General features: G+C 43.4%; 21 protein-coding genes and 1 pseudogene. 12 read left to right on the top strand and 10 right to left on the bottom strand.

Features of this window, described 5'->3' with window-relative positions; genetic code table 11:
* Positions 1–76: 76 nt before the first annotated feature.
* The 3 genes and pseudogenes from BCV39_RS07890 to BCV39_RS07875 all read right to left on the bottom strand — a co-directional run.
* Positions 77–874: pseudogene (locus BCV39_RS07890) on the bottom strand (DUF3187 family protein); the annotation flags it as partial.
* A 107-nt stretch (positions 875–981) separates the two neighbouring features.
* Positions 982–1815, bottom strand: a complete 834-nt coding sequence (locus BCV39_RS07880) for a RecX family transcriptional regulator (RefSeq protein WP_102433089.1) — start codon at positions 1813–1815, stop codon at positions 982–984.
* A gap of 204 nt (positions 1816–2019) precedes the next feature.
* Positions 2020–3624: a mechanosensitive ion channel family protein gene (locus tag BCV39_RS07875; protein WP_102433088.1), complete on the bottom strand. Its 1605-nt coding sequence runs from the start codon at positions 3622–3624 to the stop codon at positions 2020–2022.
* A gap of 252 nt (positions 3625–3876) precedes the next feature.
* On the opposite strand from BCV39_RS07875, the gene BCV39_RS07870 reads away from it, so the two are divergent.
* From BCV39_RS07870 to BCV39_RS07850, 4 genes are all read left to right on the top strand, one after another.
* Positions 3877–4125: a hypothetical protein gene (locus BCV39_RS07870; protein ID WP_017062732.1), complete on the top strand. Its 249-nt coding sequence runs from the start codon at positions 3877–3879 to the stop codon at positions 4123–4125.
* A gap of 912 nt (positions 4126–5037) precedes the next feature.
* Complete coding sequence (locus BCV39_RS07860) at positions 5038–7101, top strand: protein-disulfide reductase DsbD domain-containing protein (protein WP_102433119.1); 2064 nt, start codon at positions 5038–5040, stop codon at positions 7099–7101.
* 3 nt (positions 7102–7104) lie between these two features.
* Positions 7105–7674 carry a protein disulfide oxidoreductase gene (locus tag BCV39_RS07855; RefSeq protein ID WP_048661122.1) on the top strand — a complete coding sequence of 190 codons (570 nt, stop codon included), beginning with the start codon at positions 7105–7107 and terminating at the stop codon, positions 7672–7674.
* A gap of 111 nt (positions 7675–7785) precedes the next feature.
* Positions 7786–8505: a DsbA family protein gene (locus tag BCV39_RS07850; RefSeq protein ID WP_102433087.1), complete on the top strand. Its 720-nt coding sequence runs from the start codon at positions 7786–7788 to the stop codon at positions 8503–8505.
* Between the two features lie 315 nt (positions 8506–8820).
* On the opposite strand, the gene BCV39_RS07845 is transcribed toward BCV39_RS07850, so the two are convergent.
* The gene (locus tag BCV39_RS07845; protein WP_102433086.1) at positions 8821–9840 is read right to left on the bottom strand and encodes a succinylglutamate desuccinylase/aspartoacylase family protein; all 1020 of its coding nucleotides are present in this window, start codon (positions 9838–9840) and stop codon (positions 8821–8823) included.
* A 377-nt stretch (positions 9841–10217) separates the two neighbouring features.
* On the opposite strand from BCV39_RS07845, the gene BCV39_RS07840 reads away from it, so the two are divergent.
* The 3 genes from BCV39_RS07840 to BCV39_RS07830 all read left to right on the top strand — a co-directional run bounded on the left by BCV39_RS07840 (position 10218) and on the right by BCV39_RS07830 (position 12943).
* A complete protein-coding gene (locus tag BCV39_RS07840) occupies positions 10218–11210 on the top strand; it encodes a porin (RefSeq protein ID WP_102433085.1) in 993 nt (330 codons plus the stop codon).
* 155 nt (positions 11211–11365) lie between these two features.
* Positions 11366–12256: a DMT family transporter gene (locus BCV39_RS07835; RefSeq protein WP_102433084.1), complete on the top strand. Its 891-nt coding sequence runs from the start codon at positions 11366–11368 to the stop codon at positions 12254–12256.
* A gap of 69 nt (positions 12257–12325) precedes the next feature.
* Positions 12326–12943, top strand: coding sequence for a glutaredoxin (locus BCV39_RS07830; RefSeq protein ID WP_017062739.1), 618 nt, complete (start codon positions 12326–12328; stop codon positions 12941–12943).
* A gap of 153 nt (positions 12944–13096) precedes the next feature.
* Here the strand turns inward: BCV39_RS07830 and BCV39_RS23425 are convergent, their stop codons facing one another.
* From BCV39_RS23425 to BCV39_RS07820, 3 genes are all read right to left on the bottom strand, one after another.
* Positions 13097–13231 (bottom strand): hypothetical protein, encoded by a 135-nt coding sequence (locus BCV39_RS23425; protein ID WP_004737777.1) that lies wholly within the window; start codon positions 13229–13231, stop codon positions 13097–13099.
* Positions 13232–13516: 285 nt separating this feature from the next.
* On the bottom strand, positions 13517–13867 hold the full coding sequence (locus BCV39_RS07825) for a hypothetical protein (protein ID WP_017057980.1): 351 nt from the start codon (positions 13865–13867) through the stop codon (positions 13517–13519).
* A gap of 100 nt (positions 13868–13967) precedes the next feature.
* The gene (locus BCV39_RS07820) at positions 13968–15173 is read right to left on the bottom strand and encodes a multidrug effflux MFS transporter (RefSeq protein WP_102433083.1); all 1206 of its coding nucleotides are present in this window, start codon (positions 15171–15173) and stop codon (positions 13968–13970) included.
* 108 nt (positions 15174–15281) lie between these two features.
* On the opposite strand from BCV39_RS07820, the gene BCV39_RS07815 reads away from it, so the two are divergent.
* Together BCV39_RS07815 and BCV39_RS07810 are read left to right on the top strand one after the other, a co-directional pair.
* Positions 15282–16178 carry a LysR family transcriptional regulator gene (locus BCV39_RS07815; protein WP_102433082.1) on the top strand — a complete coding sequence of 299 codons (897 nt, stop codon included), beginning with the start codon at positions 15282–15284 and terminating at the stop codon, positions 16176–16178.
* Positions 16179–16339: 161 nt separating this feature from the next.
* Positions 16340–18184 (top strand): bifunctional diguanylate cyclase/phosphodiesterase, encoded by a 1845-nt coding sequence (locus BCV39_RS07810; protein ID WP_102433081.1) that lies wholly within the window; start codon positions 16340–16342, stop codon positions 18182–18184.
* A 130-nt stretch (positions 18185–18314) separates the two neighbouring features.
* Here the strand turns inward: BCV39_RS07810 and BCV39_RS07805 are convergent, their stop codons facing one another.
* From BCV39_RS07805 to BCV39_RS07795, 3 genes are all read right to left on the bottom strand, one after another.
* Positions 18315–19607, bottom strand: a complete 1293-nt coding sequence (locus tag BCV39_RS07805; protein ID WP_048662363.1) for a peptidoglycan DD-metalloendopeptidase family protein — start codon at positions 19605–19607, stop codon at positions 18315–18317.
* A 277-nt stretch (positions 19608–19884) separates the two neighbouring features.
* On the bottom strand, positions 19885–20184 hold the full coding sequence (locus tag BCV39_RS07800) for an isoamylase early set domain-containing protein (RefSeq protein ID WP_017630092.1): 300 nt from the start codon (positions 20182–20184) through the stop codon (positions 19885–19887).
* A gap of 126 nt (positions 20185–20310) precedes the next feature.
* The gene (locus BCV39_RS07795; RefSeq protein WP_102433080.1) at positions 20311–20964 is read right to left on the bottom strand and encodes a hypothetical protein; all 654 of its coding nucleotides are present in this window, start codon (positions 20962–20964) and stop codon (positions 20311–20313) included.
* Between the two features lie 32 nt (positions 20965–20996).
* Here BCV39_RS07795 and BCV39_RS07790 point away from each other — a divergent pair, with 32 nt between their 5' ends.
* The 3 genes from BCV39_RS07790 to BCV39_RS07780 all read left to right on the top strand — a co-directional run bounded on the left by BCV39_RS07790 (position 20997) and on the right by BCV39_RS07780 (position 23904).
* A complete protein-coding gene (locus BCV39_RS07790) occupies positions 20997–21479 on the top strand; it encodes a GFA family protein (protein ID WP_170960871.1) in 483 nt (160 codons plus the stop codon).
* A gap of 150 nt (positions 21480–21629) precedes the next feature.
* Positions 21630–22304 carry a YoaK family protein gene (locus BCV39_RS07785; RefSeq protein WP_102433078.1) on the top strand — a complete coding sequence of 225 codons (675 nt, stop codon included), beginning with the start codon at positions 21630–21632 and terminating at the stop codon, positions 22302–22304.
* Positions 22305–22533: 229 nt separating this feature from the next.
* The gene (locus BCV39_RS07780; protein ID WP_102433077.1) at positions 22534–23904 is read left to right on the top strand and encodes a YjiH family protein; all 1371 of its coding nucleotides are present in this window, start codon (positions 22534–22536) and stop codon (positions 23902–23904) included.
* Positions 23905–24200 lie beyond the last annotated feature (296 nt).

The following is a 24200-nucleotide window of genomic DNA, read 5'->3' as shown; positions in this document are numbered from 1 at the left end:
ATTGATATACCGTAAATTTACTGAAACTTTATAGCTTTGATGAATTAAATTACATAATGATATGTTGATATGGCTTTTATATTGAGAAGCGCAAGCCGAGCGTAAACCCGATGTCGGTACTGTTGTCCATGTTACGGATGTTTTCGATCATTAGGGCCTCAATCGCAAGTTGATGTAGGCGATAACGGTAACCCACGACCACTTCATGGGAAGGTTCAGAAAAATCGGGATCGTTGCTCGCCCAACCTTGATAGTTGAGAGATTCAATAAGCAAACTATGACGCTGATTCAGTCGATACTCATACCCTATCGCCCAACTCGCGCTTACGTTTTCAAAACTTAAGTCTTCTAGGCCAACAAAGGAGTTATCGCCATGTCGATGCACTAAACCGACGGTTGAAAAAATACTGTGTTTGGGTGTGATAAAGCTGTAGTTAAGTTGAACGACTTGCTCAAAACTTGTTCTCGCAAATTGTCCACTTCTTACGTTGTTGTAATACAAAGAACCACCAGCAGAGAGCGATATAGGCCCCCTGGAATACAACAACAATTCATTGTAAAAAGTCAGCGCATTGGTTAAGTCATCACCTTCAAAATCAGAGGCATGAACGCCAGCATTATGAAAGTCCATGATGAATTGATCTTCTGCTACCTCATCACGACCGTTTTGCCCAATGCTAAAAAGATCATGAAAGCCCATTACAAAGCTGTCTAAACCATTATCTTTTGCCGTGACTACACGATAATCCAGCTCTGTTTTCCAGATGGGAGACGCTTGCCACTCAACCGCAATATTGAATTGGTTTTGGTAGTAGTCTAGAGAGTAGGCTTCCGTATGAGCCCATATACTGGCCTGCGTGTAAGAGGATTTAAACAATCACAATGAGCTTGTTCAGTTCGCTTTACGTAATGGGTTAGGTATTGCTGAGGATGAAAACACCATTCGATAGCCCTGTTCATCCTTATGATTCAGCACGTAACCTACTCGTTACCTTCACTTAAAGCGAACTTTATCTCATCTGAAGAAAAGCCTTTGCGACTCAACATGGCGTAAGCCTTAGAGCGTTCCTTGTGATCGTTCAGGTCATAAGATTTTTTCTGAAGCTGTTCTAAACAAGAAGCGTAAAAGTCCAATTGCTCTTCATTGATCAATCGGTCAATCAACGATGAAAGCTCAGTGGTATCGATTTGTCGCTGTTTTAGTTCTTGTTGGATAGCGGTTAAGCCTTTCCCTTTACGAGCGTACTTGAGCACTTCCTTCTCCAAATCAGCTTTCTCGGCCTTGATCTGAATATTACTCTTAAGCTCATGAGCTTGCGGATGCTGATCGATCGCGATTTTGACTTGTTGATAGCTGAAGCCACGTTTTTGCAGTGTCGCGACAAGCTTTTCACGGCTCATAGTAAAGCCTGAATAGTAATGATTGATTCGATCGATCAGTATCATTTGTTCATCGATGTTTTTATCAGCAGATACCTTATGAATCGCATCGGAAATGACCGAGTCGGTTAGCCCTTTCTTCTTCAACTTTTCAATGATGTATCGCGAGCCAAATTCGCCAAAGAAGGCTTGTTCTGCGAATTGCTCAGCAAAATCTTGGTCGGATTTGAGATAGCCGTAACCTTTCAAGTTGCTCAAGGTTTCATTGATCCAATCTTGATTGTCCGTTTTCACTTTCAACTTCGCAATCAACTCGCTTTCCGTCATGTCCCTCTGGGTTAAATGCCACATCGCAGAGTTCATGACACTTTCGATTCGCGTCGCTTTTCTTACCGTTGTATTTCTCGTTTTTGGGTTTTGCTGTGAATCATCCATTCGATTTCAACTATCCAGACTGAGCCTGCCCCATGATAACGTAATTCTAAGATGGGTGGAGTGATATAAGGAATGAAGCTCAATATAAACCGCAGCCAAAAAAATGGACGCTTGTTCAGCGTCCATTTAATATCACATTAAGAATGATGGCTCGAAGCCACACTTAGCTTTTTCGTATTAGCTTTTTCGTATTAGCTCTTTCGCTTAGTTATCTTCGTGATTGTAAATATGCACATCTCGTTGCGGGAATGGAATCGTGATGCCTTCTTCATCGAAGCGTTTCTTCACGGTTTCCGTCACATCCCAATACACATCCCAGTAATCGTCTGTCTTAACCCAAGGTCTTACGACAAAATCTACAGAAGACGTATTCAAGGTATGAAGCTTGATCATGTGCTCTGGTTTTTTCAGTACTAGAGGGTGCGCGACAATGATGTCATTCAATACCGCTTTCGCTTTATCGATATCATCTGAGTAACCAATACCGAAAACCATATCAACACGTCTTACACGTTCTGCCGTGATATTGTTGATCACGTCACCCCAGATCTTGTTGTTTGGGATCACTAAACGTTGGTTATCGATAGTTTGTACCGTGGTCGACACTAAGCTCATGTCTTTTACCGTGCCTTGCACGCCCGCCACTTTAACCATGTCACCAACATCATAAGGACGGTAAATCAAGATCATCAAGCCCGAGGCGAAGTTAGACAGCGTATCCTGCAATGCAAAACCAATGATCACACCCGCGACACCGAAACCAGTTAATAGCGGTGCTAGTTCTATCCCGATTTGCGACAGCGCAATAAGCAAACCAATAAACACGACTGCTTTCGATGCGATGGATACAAAGAAGTCCTGCATCAATACGCTGAAGTCCATTTTAGAGTGCGAAACACTCTTACGAACGGTCTTACGAGCCACGTTAGCAATAAGGCGAGTGACATACAAAATACCGAGAAAAAGAGCGAGTTTAACGATAAAAGAAGGCGTATTTTCAAAAGCCCATGAACTGAACGAACGAAGCCAACCATCCAACAGTTCCAGTGCAACATCAACATCCAACACATCGGCATTAATGTCGCCTGTCGTCGCTAGCAAAACACGTTTGTATGAAGTCACATCTACGCCAAACGGTTCCATTAGTGTGATGGTTTCTTCTAAGCTCGCCACCATTACACTAGTACGCTCGCTGAAACGCTCAAGCTCCTTTTTAATGGTCGCTTTCTCTTCTTCATTCACGAAAGACAAACGCGCTTCTAGATCTTGTCGCTGTGTGTCTGTGTAAAGAATGGCATTAGTCAAGTATTTAGAGCGAGACACCAAGTCTACTTTTAGAGCTGTTTCAGGTACAGCGACATCGACCCCACGATCTTTCGACCAAGTGAGTGTCTTTGCTAGTTGTTGATAATAAACATCCATCATTCCGATTCGTTTTTGAATGCGTAATTCAAGACGTTTCTTAGCGTCACCCTCAGCTGAACGGTTTTCTTTACTCATTGAAACGATTTTGCCTTCATTCAATGTCAGCAATTTTTGTAAAAGTTCAACCTGCTGAGCCAGAATGGCATCTAGCCCTTCCTTCTTCTCTGAAGAGAGTTGTGTAAAAATCTCCTCACGTAGCCCTTGATTCTTACGCCTTAATATATCTTCAAGAAAGGGTTTCTCAGCATCATGCGCCGTTTCTAATGTTGTTAGATCGATCATTAACTGATCTTGTACTTCTGCGATTTTCTCAACGCTCTGCGCATAACTTCCAAATGCGACAAACGCCAACATTAACAATAGACAACGCCAAACCTTCATCATATTAATTCCTATTACTGTCTAAATTGACCCTATAAATAGTAGTAAAAAGAACATGGATAACAAGCATTTAAACGTATGTTATGTTAAAAATTCGCAAATTATCAGCCTGCTTCTAATATTTGAGAGTTCCAATCCCCTCTTATGACCTGTAGAGTACGCATCCAACAAAGAATAACGGCCAATATCTTAATTTTAGGGTAAGCACTAAAGCGCCTTAAGTACGATGTTGGTTCACTGCAAGAGAGCATAAAAATGAACAACGAACTTGACATCATTGAGTCTCTAGAAGAACTAGAGCAATTCCTAATTTCAGTGGAAGCTGGCGGTTTAGGCCTTGAAGGCGTTGAAGGTGTAGGCATGGCAACCAATAATTCAGATGGTCGTCACTTCGTTGCTGTATTCAACAGCAGCCACAAAGTTCTACTTGCTCGCTGGATCACCAAAGAAGTGTTTGATAACGGTAAAGACTTGGTACGTAACGGCCCTCGCCGCACTCACTAAGCCTTTTCAATAGCGCCAATGGTTAAAGCCCAATACGTTCATCGACGAGCTATTGGGCTTTTTTGTATAGCCTGATAATGAATAAACTACTCGATACAGAATAAATTAGTGGCAACTTCCAGTTATTGTGAACTTTAGTGACAGAGCAATGTCGTATTCGCGAGAATTAGTGTTTATGCGTCGTTTATCGTATACCTACGGTTTCCCTCGTTTATACCTAGTTTCACTTTAACAATTTTATGACTTGTGGCGCGAAGAGAACTTATCTAAGCTAGCCACAATTCAACGAGCTCGTTTTAACGACTAACTGATTTAATTACGGACTAATTTTCTGAACACACCGCTACTTTTCTTATCTACACAGAATCGTCGACAAAAGCATTCGCTTTGGGCGCTCTTCCTGACCGGACTGGTTATCGTAACTTGTCTGGCGAGTACTCTGGCCGTAAAGAAAGTATCGTTATCTGCATCCGCTAATGGTCAATCAGTCCTAGTTGGCGCGCAAACTCATACAGAAAACAGTAATCCTCAAACTGACATCGCTTCTTCAGAAAAAATGGTCACTCTATACGCCAGTGTTTTCGGCTTAGAAGCCTCAAAAATGTTAACGTCACCCAATTCAAGTTCATGCAGTCTGAGTTCGAAAATGCTGACCTTTGCCGCCCCAAAAACCGGCTGGATGATCCCATTCGTACTTATTATTGCGGTTGCATTTAACTTACCTCCCCACATATCGAGATTATCTAGAGACAACCATCGCTCTACTCGACCAACAAAACACCGCTTACACCTAAAGCACTGTATATTTAGAGAGTAAATAACCGGGCTATTCCACCCTTTTATTTATTTTTTGGAGATACATTTGTGTACAACACACTACTAACTAAGTTTGTCGATTCTTTGGCATTCTGCATGCGTACATGCGCTAAAACTCTAGTCACAGCCCTTTTGGTCATGACATCATTTACTGCTTTAGCACAGACTACAGGTTGGCTCAGCGTGCCTGAACACCCGCCAGTCAAAATGCGAATGATGTCGACAGGTGAACAGTCAGATGACGGTTCTAAGATTCAAACCGTGCTCGATGTCGTGCTCGACGGCGACTGGAAAACCTATTGGCGCAGCCCTGGTGAAGGTGGCATACCACCAAGCTGGGACTGGTCTGGTTCAACAAACATTGAGTCAGTAGATTGGCATTGGCCGATACCTAAGTACTACGAGCAGCTTGACGTCATGACGTTAGGTTACAAAAAGCACGTCAGCTTTCCTGTCACGTTAACCCTGAAAGACAACACAAAGCCTGCAATATTCAGGGCCTCGTTTACCTTTCCGTCGTGTACCAATATCTGTGTGTTAACCGATTACGATATCGAACTGCCGATTGACCCAAAAACTTTAGCGCTTGATGAAGAAGCGATGTTCTTGTTCAACCAAGGCATGAGCCAGTCGCCACGAGAAGCTAACCGCACTTCGGTGAACGGTTTGTTTTGGGATAAGAGCAAGCAGCAATTGGTTACTCAGCTGACAAGCAAAGATGGTTGGGATAAGCCAATGGTGTTGATTGACGGGCAAGAAGTGATTGATGACTTCTTCTCTCAACCAAGCGTCCACATAACAGACAATACAATGACTGCTGTATTCGATGTCAGTAACTGGCTTGGCGAGGTCGATCTAACCGATCGCACGGTGAGTGTTACAGTATCGGACACAAACTTTGCCGAAGAGATGACAGCTCAAGTTGGGTCAAAACCAATCGCTTATCAAGAAAACAGTAACGGTTTTACTGCGATGATCGGTTTTGCCTTAATTGGTGGTTTGATCCTCAACATCATGCCATGTGTGTTGCCAGTATTGGGAATGAAGTTAAACAGCATCATTCAAAACCAAGGGGCATCTAATCGTCATATCCGACTCTCATTCTTAGCGTCTGCTTCTGGTGTCATTACGTCATTTGCTCTGTTAGCCCTTGGTATGACCATTCTAAAAATGGGTGGCAATGCGATTGGTTGGGGAATCCAGTTCCAAAATGTTTGGTTCATCGGATTCATGCTGATCATCACTTTGCTGTTCTCGATTAACCTGCTTGGGCTATTCGAATTCAGACTGCCTTCAGGTTTAAACACTTGGATGGCAACTAAAGGGGATGATTCACATTCAGGCCACTTTGTTCAAGGTATGTTTGCGACGCTATTGGCAACGCCGTGTAGCGCACCATTCCTAGGAACCGCCGTCGCTTATGCACTTGGTGCTAGCTATCAAGAGTTATGGGCTATCTTCATCGCACTCGGCATAGGTATGAGTGCACCTTGGCTGGTTTTTTCTGCCTTCCCACGCCTAACCAAGCTAATGCCTAAGCCAGGCCCTTGGATGTTCACTGTTAAGTTGATTTTCGGCTTGATGATGTTCGCTACCAGCTTATGGTTAACGAGTCTGCTGAGCCCATTCATTGGAAAGTTCCCAACGATCGTGCTTTCTGTTTTGATCCTAGCAACAGTATTGATTTGGATTGGCAAGAAGCTCGGCACCAAGGTGCTGGCTCCTATCTTGGCAACCACCACAATAGTATTTGGCGCAGCGCTTATCGTAGGTAGTGTCACTGCAGATAACTGGGCGACACCTATCGTTGATGACCTTGCTTGGCAAAAGCTGGATGCGAAACAAATTCCAAAATTGATCGATGAAGGCAAAACAGTATTTGTCGATGTAACTGCTGATTGGTGCATCACCTGTAAAGCCAACAAAATCGGCGTCATTCTTCAAGACCCTGTTTATAGCCATCTGCAACAAGAGAATATCGTTCTAATGAAAGGCGATTGGACCACTCCAAGTGAAAGTGTCACTCAATACTTACAAAGTAATGGACGATTTGGTGTGCCATTTAATATCGTCTACGGTCCGAGCTATAAAAGTGGTATTCCACTGCCTGTCATTCTCAACAGTGACACTGTCGTTCAAGCCATCGATGCTGCGAGATAACTAATGAAGACTCCCAACAATGAAGAGAAGCCCAACACGACCAAAGAGCACTCTATAAAGGGTGAGGCTAAAAAGCCAAGTCGCCTTAAAAAATGGGGAAAGGAACTCGTTTCAATGATACTGATCGTTGGTGTGGTTTCATTTGCGATGGATTTTTATCACAGCAGAAGCATGCCTCAAGGAGATGCGGTTCCAATCGTTGGACAGTCAATACAAGGCGAAGATATTGATGTTATCGAGCTCAGTAAAAACGGTAAGCCTGTCATTGTCTATTTTTGGGCAACTTGGTGTGGTGCGTGCAAATTCGTGAGCCCAACCATCAATAGCTTCAATGACTCTCACCAAGTCGTTACGGTCGCCCTTTCATCAGGACCAGATGAGCGAGTGCAACGCTACTTGGACGCCAAAGAGTATGACTTCCCGGTGATCAATGATCTTTCAGGGCATATCAGTAGAGACTGGGGAATCAATGTCACACCCAGCATTGTCATCATTAAAGATGGAGAGATAAGCAGTATCGCGACAGGCGTTACTTCTCCTATAGGGCTGTGGTTGAGAACTTACTTTGCCTAGCCTATTGGAAAACAGGGCAAGTAAGTCGTTTCAAATCCACTAAACAAAGAACACTAGTGCGAGCGCCACCAAATTATCGCTCACCATTACTAAGAATTCGAGATAAATAACATGAAAAAGCTTCTGATAAGCACACTAATTTTAGGCTCACTAATGAGCACCAACGCCTTCGCAGAACTAAGCAAAGAACAAACCCAACAACTTGAGGAAATTAACCAGTTTCTGAAAGAGAACCCTTCAAGTATTTCGGGGTTACACACCAGCTTAGAGCAATATGTAGCGGGCCAAGCTCAAGCAAAGAAAGCCCAAGCAGAAAGCCATGATTGGTTATACAACAATGACGCTCATCCAATAACAGGAAACCCGGATGGCAAGTCGGTAATCATCAATTTCACCGACTATAACTGTCCTTACTGTAAGCGCTTAGAGAAAGGTTTGGCTCAATTAGTCTCTGAAAATAGCGACATTAAAGTGATCAATGTGTACTTATCATTTAAACAGCAGCAAGTCGACGGCCTCAACACCAATGCCGCTTTATATGCGATGAAAGTATGGCAAGACAAGCCAGAAGCGTTCCCTGAGGTTAATAGATTATTGATGGCAAAAAGCGGTATTCACACAAAGAGTTCATTAGAAGCGGTTGCCAAGAAGACAGGAACAGAGACGGAACTAAAAACAACTCAAGAACAAAACCAAGTTCTAACCACTAACCATCAAACGTTCAGTGCACTCGGCTTAACGGGCACTCCAACCATGATGATGAATGGAAATGTTTTACCAGGTTATGTACCTTACGACCGACTAAAAGACATCGTAGATGACGCCTTTTAATCGAGCTTAGAAAGAAATAGAACCTCTTAAGTGAAGTTTATATTGCCTACTCACGCAAACTCGAAGTAGGCTTTTTCATGAGCTTAAGATAATGTTTTCAATATTATTTTTGAAACAGAAAAGCAGTCGAAGTGTCACTATCTTGCAATAGATTCTTAATCTAGCCTCGCTACTCTAAAAGCAGTTTTCTCGATGAGTCCAAGACGTGCTTACTCTAGACAACTGTCCTTTGACCGAGCCCTGCTCGGTCTTTTTTTGCGTGTTTTAGATGGTGACACGCTGTATTAATACGGAAACGTCCAACCGACTGCCCCCCTAACTTAGCAAGCGACAAACAAGTGCACCCGGTTCCCTTAACGCATCCACGTTATAGCTAAGGACACGTCCAGCAGACGGTGCGTGATAACGGCGGCATTCATTACCAAAAGCATCATATTGGATGGCTAACAAATCACCTTGCTCCACGCTTTGCAAAAGCTCGACCTGAGGCAGAACAAAACCACCAATATCAGCACGAATAGACACGACGTTGTTGCCTTCAATCCAATCCATGCTTGGCAGTTGCTTTACTTCTAACGGATCTTGTCCATCGACCTCAAGCATTTCATAATAGGAAAGCATGTTCAAAACACCGTCTACCGCTCTTTGAATCATGTCAGGTTGAGTAAACTTACCCATCCCTACTTCGACAGTGATGCTCGGTATACCACTGCGATTCCAAACCGTTTCAAGAATCCCAGGATCGCCAGGATCATTAAGCACACAATCGGGTTGCATCAGCCTCGCCATATCCAAACATTGCTCTATGCGATAATCAGCAAATACATAAAGTGGGTAGACTGCGCCACGAGTTTGAGTGTGGAGGTCAACGGCGAAGGTGGCATTATGCTTAAGCAAACGCTCCCACAAAGACGAAACAAAGCGTTCCGCCGCTAAACCATTCTCATCACCCGGAAAGAGTCGATTGAGATTGGCAGGACAAGAACCCGGATCCGAAGAAATAAAGTCACGGCTATGGTTTAGCAAACCAGACAGATTCACTGTGGGCACAATGGTTACTGTGCCTTTGAGAGTTTTACCGACTAAGTCTCTGATAATTTGCTGAGCAGCCAATACACCGTTCAGTTCATCGCCATGAATACCGGCCGTGATCATCAACTTAGGACCATCTTGGCTGCCTTTGAAAACAGAAACTGGCATGTTTTTAGGTTGTCCGAGTCCATCACTGGTCACTTGAAACCAAAACTGATGCTCTCCTACCTGTAAGTCTTCAACATTCAAGGAGCCAATAACCTGCCTACCTTGTAAAACATCGCCTAAGTACTCTGTTTTCATCCAACCACTCCATCTTGTTGAGCACAATCTATTCTCTCGTAAGTTTTTGCATCATAGAGGATATCTTAACCAGTACAAGCAGTTAATCGATTTAACAGCTGCAGTTCGGCCCATAGAACTCACTCATAACTTCCTCATCTCTTTCAAAGTAAAACTCGTACAGATAGCTGTTCTAAAACTTCCAATTTAGATAATCATTCAAAAACCTCTCAGCCAAATGAAATAGAAGTGCAATAAAATCAACGCCTAAATAAGTTCCCTATTCACGGAAATGTAATTTTATGGAAATGAAAGCTTAATTTATCTGCTCTAAATTAGCTTCATATCGAAACGGAGAGCGCATTGCTCACGGATTTTAAAATACAAGGTAAGTGATTATGAAAAAGGCAGTTCTAGCTTCTTCAGTGGTAGCAGCACTAGTTTCAGGTTCTTCTCTAGCAGCAACAGTTTACAGCTCTGACGGCACTGAGCTTAAGATTGGCGGTCGTGCGGAATTCCGTGGCGACTTCATCGGTTCAGGTGGTGCCGAAGTTGAAGGTACAATGGAAGATAAAACTCGTTTCCGTTTAAACCTTGGCGGTAAAACAGAACTTACCGATACTGTTACTGCATTCGGTTTCTACGAAGCAGAGCAAAGCACTGGCGATAGCGAGTTTGATAACCGTTACATGTACGCTGGTGTGGATTTCGATGGACAAGCAGTCTCTGTAGGTCGCCAAGACATGGCTTCAGTCATCGTATCTGACTTTACAGATATCACTGAGTTCTCTGGTGTTCAACAATTAATCGATGCAGCTTCGGATAAAGAAGATAGCGTATTTGCATACCGCGGTGGCTTTGATGCTCTTCAGTTAGAAGCAACTTACCAAGCAAACAGTGCAAAAGACACTGATGGCTACGGCATCTCTGGTGTTTATTCATTGCCAATCGGTCTAGACCTTGGTCTTGCATACTCTGGTCAAGATCTAGGTGCAGGTAACGGAAGCGCAAACCAAATCCTTGCTGGCCTAGCATATTCACTAGATAACCTTTACCTAGCAGCAACTTACTCAACGGGTGACTTAAACGATAAAGCCGTTGGCCCTATCGCTGAGTCATTCACTGCAATGGAATTCGCAGCACAATATAAAATCACTAAGCAAGTTTCTGCTGCAGCAGTATACACATACCAAGAAAATGAAGCGGCAAACGGTTCTACAGCCGACTCTGTAGATGGTATCGAGCTTGTTGGCTACTACAAACTAAACAGCAACTTCCGTACATACCTTTCTTACTACATCAATGGCTTAGATGAAGTGAAAGACGTAACTACAGGACTAACAACTGAAGGTGAAGATACGCTTCGCCTAGGTGTACGCTACGACTTCTAATCTAAATTTACTTTAGATGAAGGCTAAAAAGGTTGGGCAATGGCTCAACCTTTTTTCATATTCAAATATTCTGACTAACTTCATCAATGCTTTTTCTGGTTTCATTGTGCTAAATCCGTATCATAGGTGAACCACATCAAATAATTAGAAGCATCATGTCACAACACCATCCGATTCAAGGCGCTAGCTGGATGCTAACCGCTGGTTTAGCCTTTGCTTTGATCAACAGCCTAACTCAAATCGCTAGCATTCATTTCGGACTGACTTCTACTACCGTTGCCGTCATTCAGTATTCAATTGCATTGTTCGCTATTCTTCCTTATCTAAAAACATTGGGAATTCGACGAGCACTAAAAACTGATAATCTCAAGCTACACGTATTCCGTGTCTTCCTATCGGTTATTGGTATCCAACTTTGGATTTGGGCGCTGGCTTACCCTGTGCCGATTTGGCAAGGCATAGCCCTTCTTATGACTTCGCCACTGTTTGCAACCATAGGTTCTGGTCTTTTCCTAAAAGAGAAAGTGGGCGCAGCTCGTTGGGGTGCAACCTTAGCAGGCTTCGCAGGTGCTATGGTGATTCTAGAGCCATGGGCTGAAGACTTTAGCTGGGCGACGTTGTTACCCGTTGGTGCGGCTTTCTTTTGGGCATGCTACTCACTGATGGTGAAAAAGCTTTCTTCACAAGACAGCCCTTCCACCATGGTGGTTTACCTTCTGCTATTGATTACGCCATTTAACATCTTGCTGGCCGTTCCTGATTGGCAAATGCCAAGTGGCGGAACTATTTGGGCTATCTTAATCGTTATCGGTATTATGACAGCACTGGCTCAGTGGGCTATTGTAAAAGCATACTCGGTGGCAGATGCCTCTTTCGTTCAACCGTTTGATCACGCGAAATTACCTCTAAATGTCTTGGCTGGTTGGCTGGTATTCAGTTGGGTTCCACCAGGTCGTTTATGGCTAGGGGCTGCGATTATCATTGCGTCAGTTGCGTTCATTACCCATTGGGAAACAAAAAAACCGGCGAAAGTTAAGAAAGTTTAGAGTCGATGAAATAAATAGTTCTACTGTCCGTTCTATATTGATAAGAGAATTTTAAGCGAGGTCGTAACCATGAAGAAACCAGTCAAGATTACACTATACCGTTGGGCAGGCAGCTGGGGTCCATTTAAAGTAAATATCCCATGTGGAGAATGTACCCTTACCAAAGACATTCTTAAGGACACTTTTGAGAATGAATTGGCTGACGTTGATGTCGAACTAGAAGTGAAAGATTGGTTATCTCACTGGTGGGAACCTTTAAAGCTGGGTTCTTGGCATGCTCCGATCCTTGTTGTTGAAGGCAAGGTAGTAAGCCAAGGCGAAGCTCTAAATCGCGGTGTTCTGATTCAATCGGTCATTAAAGAGTGGACCAAAAGAGACAGCCTAAAAGGCAATATTGTTTATGGTAAAGCAACCTGCCCATTCTGCGTTAAGGCGAAGAAAATGCTTGATGAAGCGGGTGTCGAATACCAATACCACGATGTCGTAAAAGACAGCGCAGCTTTGTATCGCATGATTCCAGAGGTAAAAGCGCACATCGGTGAGAAAACACCGGTCACCGTTCCTCAAATCTGGCTTGATGGTAAGTACATCGGCGGGGCTGATAACTTGGAAGCATGGATGAAAGAGAATGGCTTAGATAGCATTCCTAATAATGTGGTCGACCTGTCCAATCAATCTGCAGGCTGAATTAATTAATAGCCATTAGTCAGAAGCGTAATTTGTGTTTTTTGTGTCCATCCACAACAAAACAAAGCGATACCTTTCACCAATCGCTAAAACGAAAAAGGCCTTAAACTTCATCGAGTTTAAGGCCTTTTAAAATTCCGTTTCTGAAAATGCTTATTTAGCCATTTTCTTCATCATTCGCTTGATAAATGATGCTTTTTTAGGCTTTGACTTGCCGTACATTGCTTCGTGCATCATGTTTTTTGCTGCCATTTGACCCAAGTATGCGTGGCCTAGTTCGTAATTCATGCTTATCTCCGCACTTAATCAACTTTCTTTAGCGCGGATTTTACACTTAAAACGCCCAAAAACAAGATCCAAATCACACTTTATTGCAAAATAATCAATGCAGTTGCAGTGAGCCTGTTTTTGTCTTTGCGCAGACCGGGATTATATCAGTATATCAATGAGTTAACGTGAAGCCCGGTTTGGCCTTAATGCTCTATCCCTATGAACAATCCAAAACATTGGTCTAGACAGTCATAAAAAAAGCAGCTCAAGAGAGCTGCTTTCTAAAATACTTTACTGAGAAACCTAGCTGCGCTTTGGCTGTCTGTAAGTCTTACCGGCAATTTGGTATGTGTCTTTTTGCTTCAATTCAAACATCGTTTCAAAGAACCAAGCTGCAAATTTGATTAAGTCATCGCCTTCATTCATGACATGTTCGATGTACTCTTGCTCTTCGCCTTGTTCATTTTCTTGAAGCGTCACGTGGTAAATACGCTTTTCGCCTTCCACTTCAGCTAGTGCAAATTGACCAGTCAGTGATGCAGCAGCCTCTGCGACTTCTGTATCCTCATTGGATTTCAATAGCTCAAGCGCTTGAGGCAGGCCATCTAGCGCGCAGATAGCTTTTACCAGTACTTCAAATTCATTTTGCTGCATTTTGTTTTTACCTATTCAATGGACCGAAGCATTGTAGAAAACCATCAGCACAAATACAACGTATTAACGATGGTGCGTTAGACGATAGTGAATTTGACATTTAGCTATATTTCATTTCAACAGTATCGCCTTTCTTGTTCATTTTGGTTGAAGACCAAAGCACTCCCCCCATAGCTGCACCAATAATGAGGTAGAACGCGCCTAACTGTAGATGAGTCGTCACCCAACTCTCTACTAAATACCCACCGAGTAAACCCGCCAAACACATCTGAATTGAGCCTGACAACGCAGAGACGGCGCCCGCTTGCTTCTTATGAGGCTCTAATAACATGCTGATCGATAGAGGGAACGAAATCCCTTGTGCTATCGCCAACCAAGTAAACGCCCAAACTAAGTTAAAAATGGATAATTCATGAGTAAGAAGCCAAGCTCCTGAAGCCAAGATGATCAAGATAGCTAGGCTCATCAATTGAGGCGTACTAAACCTACGATTGAGTAAGTTTAAAGCGACGCTACCGATCAATAAGCCCGCCGAAGGAACAATCATCAATGAGCCATATTCAGCGGCGGTCAGCCCTAATTGCTCTTGCATTAAGAATGGAAACAACGACAACGAAACCAAACTCGCCATATAGCTCATCCAGTTGTAACTGGCGCTGGTTAACACTTGGCGATTGGTCAACAAACGTCCGTAGTTCTTCACCACTTGGCAGGCATCAAAGCGACTCTTTCCGTATGGTAAAGTTTCATGAAGAACAAAGTAACCTAGCGTAAATATCGCCAATAAGTACATCAGAACGAACAGGAACACCGCCTGCCAACCGAGGTGAAATGAAATCCAACCACCAAATACTGGCGCGATGATCGGCATGATCGAAGCGGTGATCGAGATATAAGACAGCGCCTTGGTAAGCTGAGAGCCATCATAACTGTCGCGAAGCACACTTCGTCCTAACACCGAGGCACTGCCCGCCCCTAAACCTTGCAACAAGCGGCCAACCTCTAGCGCCGTCATATTGTCAGAAAACACGACACAAACGACAGTACCAATCAAATAAACACCCTGACCTAACAAGAAAATAGGTCGTCTTCCCACTGCATCGGACATCGGTCCGTAAAATAGCTGAGACAAGCCAAAACCCACAAGAAACAGCGTAACGAGCAGTTGCACATCCACTTGGGTAACACTTAAGTCAGCAGCAATTAACGGCAATGACGGCAAGTAGATGCTCACACCCACCTGTCCCGTGGCAATAATCATCATTGCTAAGAGTAACGGCGTTTTTTTAAAGGTCGATTGGCTCAAAAAATTCCCTATTCGTGTGATATTTATTCATGATATAAGTTTATATTCAAAACTAGTAATTGATAATTAACCAAATTGGAATTTAATTAAGTCCTAACAGGAAACAATATGGATTGGATCCTCAACGTAAAGAGCTACGTTAGAGTTGTAGAAGAAGGCAGTTTCAATGGCGCTGCACGTAAACTCAATACCACCAGCTCAGCGATCAGCAAAAGAGTAAACTGGTTGGAAGAGCGCATTGGCACTCAACTTTTAAAGCGCACCACACGCTCAATTAGCCAAACCGAAGCCGGTGCGCTCTTTTACCTGAGAGCCAAAGATCAGCTCGACAATTGGCAGTCCATTATTGATGAGACTCGCTCGGTTAACCAAACCCCTGCAGGCTTATTAAAGATAGGTGCGACAATTGCGGTTGGCTCTAAGTTTCTCGTGCAATACATGGACGACTTCTTAGAAAAGTATCCAGACATTAAGGTGCAGCTGATCACGACCACTCCAGGACAATTACCAGAACTGGGCTTAGATCTGGTGATCAGTCGTGAACTGGAACAACTCAACTCGTTAAGCTTCAAGAAGACACCGCTGTTTGAACACAAGGCCAGTTTCTATGCTGCGCCGAGTTATCTGGCCAAACATGGTTACCCCACAAGCGAACAGGACTTAGAACAACACAACTCCTTGATCTGGGGAGAGCGTCCAACCCGTGAAGTCACACTAACTAAAGGACAACGCATCACTTTGAACGGTAACTTTGCGACCACCAACCCTGAGGCTTTGTTTCATGCCGCGAAGCAAGGAATGGGCGTACTGTTAACCATCAAAGCAATGATCAAAGAGGATCTTAAACAAGGGACACTGGTTCCAGTATTACCAAATATAACAGCCGACGAAGTGATGGTTTACGCGTACTACCCTAAGCTTGACTACTCACATACACGAACCAAGCTGTTTTTGGACCATTTGAAAGATAGATTGGACAAAGAGCGCAGCACTCAGGCTCTGTGAAATAAGTCACATTTTAATTTGAAAAGTTATACAACACGACCAATAATAAACTAGACGCATATTGATAGTAAAACTTAATACTGCGCAGTTACAAGATCGTACAAACAAGAGCATACACATACGGCTTATACACTGAATCTGGTTAACTAGGGATGGTGACTATGACTCAACATACGCACAACAGCATGATAGACACTGAGCGCATCGGACGTTTACTGAAGTTGGAAGGTATCGACCTTTTAGAGTCGGCTGTACTTACTTTGCACCAAGCCTTTGGTACTCAATACACCAGTATCATTGAGAAAAAATACTTTCCAGACCAAGTTGTTCCTCTGGTAATTGCTCATTCGGACCATGTACTGCACGACAAAATCAATGCTCGTCATGGGCATATCTACCAGCAAGCGGTTAATCAAAGACACCCAGATTGCTCTTTCGCTCAGTACGTCGTCCAGTCATTACCGACATCAGCATTTAGGCAGGAAGTAACCTCGCAGAACTCGATCGCTATTCCTACTCGTACCCAAAGTGGTGAAGTGATGGGCGTGTTGTTCTCTACGTTTAGCTCGCCTCTTAGTCCAGACCAACAACAAGCCGTGATAAAACACCACCAATTATTCGCCGATATCATCATCCACACCTTGCGTGAAATGTGGTTCAACGACCGTTCTGAGCAACTGGTGAATCAACTCAGTTACGAAGTGTCACACGACAGTTTAACGGGGTTACTAAACCGAAGCTGTTTATCGGATACGCTAGAGTCGATCACTCAACAGAGCGTCACTCCATTCTCACTCGCTCTGCTCGACATCAATAGCTTCAAGGCCATCAATGACATGCACGGCAACTATATTGGCGATAAGGTTCTCCAATATGTAGCAGAGACTTTGCGTCGAACCTTGCCTGAAAGCAACCTGACTTTCCGGACTGCTGGCAATGAGTTCGCTTTCATTACCTATCATTCAGACCCGATAGCCGTTTGCGAGCAAATACTGGACAAGATAAAGCAAGGTTATAGTAACGTTGATATCAAAATCGATTTCGACGTTAGTATCGGCATTGCCCGCTCAGATGGGGATAACAAGGACGTTGAGCAAATCATTTTCAACACCAGTTTGGCGCTTAAAGAGTGCAAACACAGCCAAGATACCCATATCCAATGTTATGACACTCACTTAAGAGTTCGCTACCAAAGAAAAACCGAGCTAGTCGCTGCGCTGCGAAGTGAACTGGAAAATCCGATTTCACAAAGCTATATCCCCGATAGCAATGGAATGTACGTAGTTGTGCAACCCATTGTGGGCCAAGGCGAGACGCAATGGGAATATTTCGAGGTACTGACTCGCTGGAAGACCGCCAGACACGGTGACATATCGCCAGTAGAGTTCATTCAAGTGGCTGAAGAGTCTGGGCTAATTGTCGAGCTTGGTGAGCGTATTATTGAATTAGTGTGCCGCGCGAAAACCGCATTAGAACAAGGCTTAGGTTACAAGGTTAAGCTTGGGATAAACTGTTCTGCTCATGAGCTTACCGACTCTAAGCGCTATATTTCCTATCTGACTCGAACCATTGAACAACATCACTTTAAAGCTGATGAGTTTGTTATTGAGTTAACCGAAACGGTCCTGTTATCTCCAACCCAAGAGACAAAATCGGCACTTAACTTCCTTAGAGGACAAGGCTTCACCATTGCGCTCGATGATTTCGGTACGGGTTACTCCAGTTTGAATTACATTCACAGCTACCCTATAGATTGCATTAAAATTGATGCCACCTTTATCCGTAATTTGTTAACCAACTCAACCTCAGAGAGCGTTGTTTGGCTGATTATCCAGCTTGCTCATAGGCTCGATGTGTCATTGGTTGCGGAAGGCGTAGAGAAGCGTGAGCAATTAGAAAAGCTGCACGCAATGGGATGTGACAAGATCCAAGGATACCTCTACTCGCCACCAATGCGACCTGAAGCTATCGTCAGTTATGTTACTCATTCGGAGCCTTTGGCTTAAAGCGCTCCCTTTAATTGAGCTAGGATCAAAAAACCGCGAGAACATGACTCTACTCCGAGTGATGCTCTCGCGGTTTTAATTAGCGCTTGATAAATAACAGCCTTATTCAGGGTTATCTCAAAGAGCCTAACTAGCTGTTATTAGGTTGGGCTTCTAAAGCGACCTTTAACAGCTTGTCAGCTTCATCTCTTGCAGCTACAAACGTCGCTTTTTCCTTTTTAGGCACAGAATCTGCCATCGGGATATTTGCTGTCATTGCATTGACAGGACGACCACGTTCAATCAGCTCATAGTGCAAATGCGCGCCTGTCACTCGGCCAGTTTTACCAGACAAACCAATACGCTGCCCACGAGATACCGTTTGCCCTTTACGCACGAGGATTTTACTCAAATGTAGGTAACGTGTTTTATAAGTACTACCGTGCTGAATTACCACGTAGTTACCCGCATATGGGTGCTTACGCGTCATAATTACTTTACCGTCACCCGTTGCTTGAACCGGCGTACCAACTGGCGTCGCAAAATCTGTACCGTTGTGCGGTGAAATTCGACCTGTCACAGGGTGTAATCGCTTAGGATTAAACTGAGAACTTTGACGCCAACCACTGCTCACAGGGTAACGTTGGAAAGCACGTTGTAAGCTATCGCCATTGGCATCGTAATATTGCCCATCAGTATGTAAGTACGCAGAAACAACGCGGTTACGATTCATGATTTTAATCGCTTCAATTTCACGTTTGCCGGTTGCAACACCATCAACATATTGAGCTTTTTGAAGCACTTCAAACTGATCGCCAGCGCGCAGATCTCGGCTAAAGTTCAACTTGTCTTTAAGAAGCGTCACAATATGGTCAATCTCAAGACTGTTGAGGCCAACCTTGTTCGCTGACATCGAAAAACTGCCTTGAATATCACCGACTAAAGGCTTTTGCTTCCATTCACCCGGAATAGAGATGTCTTCGAATTCGTAGCTGCCGTCATCAAGCAGTCGATAAACCACTTTGTCCGCGACGCTAAATTGAAGTTCCATTTTAGAAAGGTCGCCGGTCGCTTCATCACGCCAAAAGCGTAATGTATTACCCGGACGAAGCGTATCTAAAGCAAGGAAGTTCAAATCGGTTTCCATCACGCTCATCATCGATTTATAAGAAAATCCAAGTTGAGTGAAGATGCTACTCAAGTTATCACCAGATTGAATTTGATACTCAAATGTCGGCGGCTCAATAACGGTAACAGAAGAAGGTGACAGAATTGACTCAATAACCGTTGAGTCTGGTAGATCAAGCTCGATCGTTTTCGTCAAATTTGATTGTGAAGATTGCAGAGCAACTCCAATCGCTGCAATAAGCGGCAGTCCTAAAATAGCTACTTTTTTTACAGGTGAAAGCTCGGCAAACGGAGAGGAAAATATTTTTGAATACACGGTAAACAGGTCTTTCTACGATATAAAGGCATAGGATATGCTTTTCAAACGCATAAATCATCAATGCATTGTCATAATATGATGTGAATCTGCCCAAAACAGGTTAAGTCATTGAGTTGCCGTAGATGTAGTACCATTTAACGAGAAATAAAATTAACCGCTAAATTTAAAAATAAAAAAGCAGAAACGGCTAATTTCTGCTTTCGATAGGTTGGCGTTATTCCATTTCGACTAATTAATACACAAAGCGAATTAGTCGCTAATTATTATAAAGTGGTTAAGCGTTAACCGTCGACACTAGGCAGTTGTCTTCACCAAATTCATTTGGAATATAACGGTCGGCATTCGAATCGTTTACCCATTGTTGATCATCAACTAGGTAGCGGAATTGAAACTCGCCATCTTTAGGTAGACGAGTTTTAAACTTGTAAACCTTCCCTTTCGCCAGTTTTTTCATTGGGGTAGCTTTCCAGTCAAGGAAGTCAGCAACAATGGATACAGAGTTCGCTTCTTGAGCTTCTAGCTCGAAGGTCACTTCCACTTCATCTTTCGTCTTAAAAAAACGTTTATTAATCATTCGCAAGCTCCATTTGTAAAAGTAAGCAGACACAAGCATAAAAAAGTGTCTAAATTTCATTCATCTTATTAAGATAATATGTAATTTGGCTCACATAAACAACAAATCCTTGCACTAACGAAAACGCTATTGCTTACCAATTGATTTAGTATCAAAAGAAAAGCTCATCAACACCTTTTCAGAAGGGGCTTCTGCAAAGGATTGTTCCGCAGAATGCTGAGTAAAGCCGATAAAACCTTCCCCTGTGAGTTTTTTCTGTGATTGCGAATGTGGCTGTTGAGTGACATCCAAAGTCTGAATTTGCACGCGATCGCCTAAGAAAAGCTGGTCAACTAACACGACACGGCTTCGTTGCTGATCATGTTTAAACAAACCAAGGTAATAGAATACGCCACTGCCTTGGTTAGATATCCACATCGGCGCGACAAAGAAACTCGCTTTGCCCAGCGTGACGGCTGAAAGGTTATTGGTGTCTACCGTTATCACACCGCGCTCAACCCCTGAGTCATAGCGTCCAAACGCGATTGCTCTAGGTTCATCGACTTCATTGATAAAAGCGTAGGCGTTAGTTTCTGGAACTTTAATTGTCCATGGGTTGGTCGTCTTCAAATCAAAAACGTTTTCTACAACTGGGTCATAACTCACTTGAGAAGAAGGAAACTTCGCCAAGATCTCTTCATCACTTAAGCTAAAGCGATAAATACCCGCTACTATCACCACAAACAACATGACAATTGGAATCAGTAGAATCAGAGGAATAGGTAAGATTTTCTTTTTCATGAGCAATTATATTCTTTTGTTTTCATCCAGTTGTGCAGACCATAAAGGGCTTTAGTATAATTATCAATACAGGGTTAACCAGAAGTGGAGCATGGATGGATATCAATCATATTAAAGATAGAAATATCAGAAGTTGCGAATGCCGCTGTGGAGCAGTCAACCTAGTATGCCGAGGCGAACCTCAACGCACCTCTATGTGTCATTGCTATGAGTGTCAGAAACGCACCGGAAGTGTATTCGGTGTTCAGGCTCGGTTTCCAATGGAGCAAATCACACTCAGCGGTGAAGTGACCTCTTTCTCACGCATTAGCGATACAGGTAATGAAGTCACCTATCAGTTTTGCCCCAAGTGTGGCACCACCATGCTTTTGCAGTCGGTTGCCGCCGCCGATTTTTATATCGTCCCGCTCGGATTATTTAAAGAGCAAGACTTCCCACTGCCAAGCTTTTCGGTTTATGAAGAACGCAAACATGGATGGGTTAAGTTCGACCACCAAATGAGCCATTACAACTAGTTCGTTATTGACCGTTATCTTTATATAGCAACAGTATTAGAGCAAACTGCAATACTGTTGCCTAAGATCAAATATCAACGCCCCACAACGCTAGCGTATCTTTTCGCTAGCGTTATAATCTGCTCCTCTTTCTAACCCAGGGTGAACCACATGATTTCTAAGCTACCTCGCTGGGTTGAATACGGCGCCTTACTGTTAGCAGGCCTTGCTGGTAGCGTAAATGCTATTGGGTTACTTGGTTTCCAGCATCAAGCCATTTCCCACATCTCGGGCACCATGTCTTTACTAGGCAGTAGCTTGCTCACACCGACTTCGGCTTCTATTCATCTCCTATTGGTGATCATGAGCTTTATGTTAGGTGCAGCTTTCAGTGGGTTCTTTATTGAAAACCAAGCCCTGAAGCTAGGCCGCCGTTACGGTGTTGCTTTATGTATAGAGGGTGGATTACTGTTCTTGGCGCTGTGGGCACTGTTGCAAGGCTACACTTCAGGCCAGTATTTCGCTTCAGCCGCGTGTGGTCTGCAGAACGCGATGATCACCACTTACAGCGGGGCGATCATTCGAACAACACACATGAGTGGGATCATTACCGATCTTGGGATCATGATTGGCGCTCGCTTAAAAGGAATGCCTTTTGACCGCCGTAAGGCCAAACTGCTGATGTTCATTGTCGTTGGCTTCCTATTTGGCGGCTTAAGTGGCGCTTGTCTGTTCCAACGCTTCGAAATTTTGGCACTGGCCTTCCCTGCCTCTTTCGCCTTCATTATCGCACTTAGCTACTGGTTCTACCTGACTTATCGAACTGAAACTTCAATCAATTTATAAATATCTGGCAATATATCCTCAAACTACGTAACATTCGCAACACTTTATTCTAAACTCTTAATGAGTTGCAGAATAACCAGTGTGAATAGTTAGCGATATTTGATGAATAGTATTGCAAGCGCTATCAATACTGGGTAATCTTGCAGCCAGTGAGAAAATACGGATGTTTAGAGAATAAAAACGCCAAGGATGTGGCTTTTTTACATGTAGAAATACGAGAACAATTAACATGTCTAACAACACGAATACTGCTCAACCAGAGAAATCTAAAGGCAGTTTGTGGGTTTTCTTAATCCCATCTCTGATTGGTTTATTCCTTTTCATGGCACCAATCAGCTACCAAGGTGATCTAACGATCCCTGTCGCTATTCTAGCCAAATCAATTCAAGCGGTTTTCGGTGAGTCTCTAGTTGCTATTATCACTGCAATCGTTGCCTTCATGTCTGTAGCTTCCGTTTTAAGCACCATTTTCAAGCCTGCATTCATTACATCGAATTCATTCTTAAACGGTCTTTTCAACCCGTCTCCACTATGGTTGTTAGTTCGTTTAATTGGCGGTGCAGCCGCGTTCATGGCGTTCTTCCAAGTCGGCCCTGAATTTATTTGGGAAGAGAACACTGGTGGCTTAGTTTTAGAAGGGCTACTACCGACTCTATTTTCAGTATTTATTTTTGCTGGCTTACTACTGCCACTGCTGCTTAACTTCGGTTTGTTAGAGCTGTTTGGCACCCTATTAAGTAAAATCATGCGCCCTATCTTCAACCTACCAGGTCGTAGTGCTATCGACTGTATGGCTTCTTGGTTAGGTGATGGCAGCGTTGGGATCCTTCTTACCAGCAAACAGTACGAGAAGAAGTTCTACACTCAGCGTGAAGCTGCAGTTGTTGGTACGACTTTCTCGGCAGTATCGATTACATTTAGCCTTGTGGTAATTGCACAAGTAGAGTTAGAGCACTTGTTCCTACCTTTCTACGCAGCAATCTGTCTAGCGGGTATTGTGGCAGCGGTAATCATCCCTCGTCTTCCACCACTAAGCATGAAGAAAGACACCTTCATTGACGGTAGCAAGCCGCACAAAGACGCTGATGCAATCCCAGCGGGTCACTCAACATTCTCTTGGGGTCTTGAGCTAGCGGTAAACAAAGCATCACAAGTTAAGTCGGCTAAATCTGTATTTGGCGAAGGCGTTCGCAATGCTGTAGATATGGTCTTTGGTGTACTGCCTGTGGTTATGGGTCTAGGTACCATGGCGTTGGTGATTGCGGAATACACTTCTGTATTCTCGTTCCTAGGCCAGCCTTTCATTCCATTCCTAGAGTTACTTGGTGTACCTGAAGCCGTTGCTGCATCGGAGACTATTGTTGTTGGTTTTGCGGATATGTTTATCCCAGCTATCCTTGCAGCTTCTATTGACAACGAGATGACTCGCTTTGTTATTGCAGCAATGTCGGTAACTCAACTAATCTACATGTCCGAAGTAGGCGCTCTACTTCTAGGCAGTAAGATCCCAGTGAACATCTTGGAACTGTTTATTATCTTTATTCTGCGTACGTTAATTACGCTTCCAGTTATCGCTGGTGTAGCTCACCTAATATTCTAAATTAGATGCTACTTATATAAGTAAATAAGCAGAAAGAATTATAAGCCTCACTTTTGTGGGGCTTTTTTTTGTACGGAATACATTCACACGTCAACTCAAAACCTCAGAAATATATAAAGCTGGCATATCACTCGATTTCATATCAATTTTACCCCGGCCTCTTTTAAATCGAGAACTACATACATAAACACAAAATTAATACATTATTAATTTCTTCCACCTCCAGACAGATCAATTCTTCAACCCATTGAACCAAATACTAAAAGTAACCAATATGTGATTTAGTGAATTTTGTA

This window comes from Vibrio sp. 10N.286.55.E10, from assembly GCF_002872555.1.
Classification (GTDB): Bacteria; Pseudomonadota; Gammaproteobacteria; order Enterobacterales; family Vibrionaceae; genus Vibrio; species Vibrio crassostreae.
Note: the sequence above shows the minus strand (reverse complement) of the source record. Positions and strands in the feature narration are given on the sequence as shown.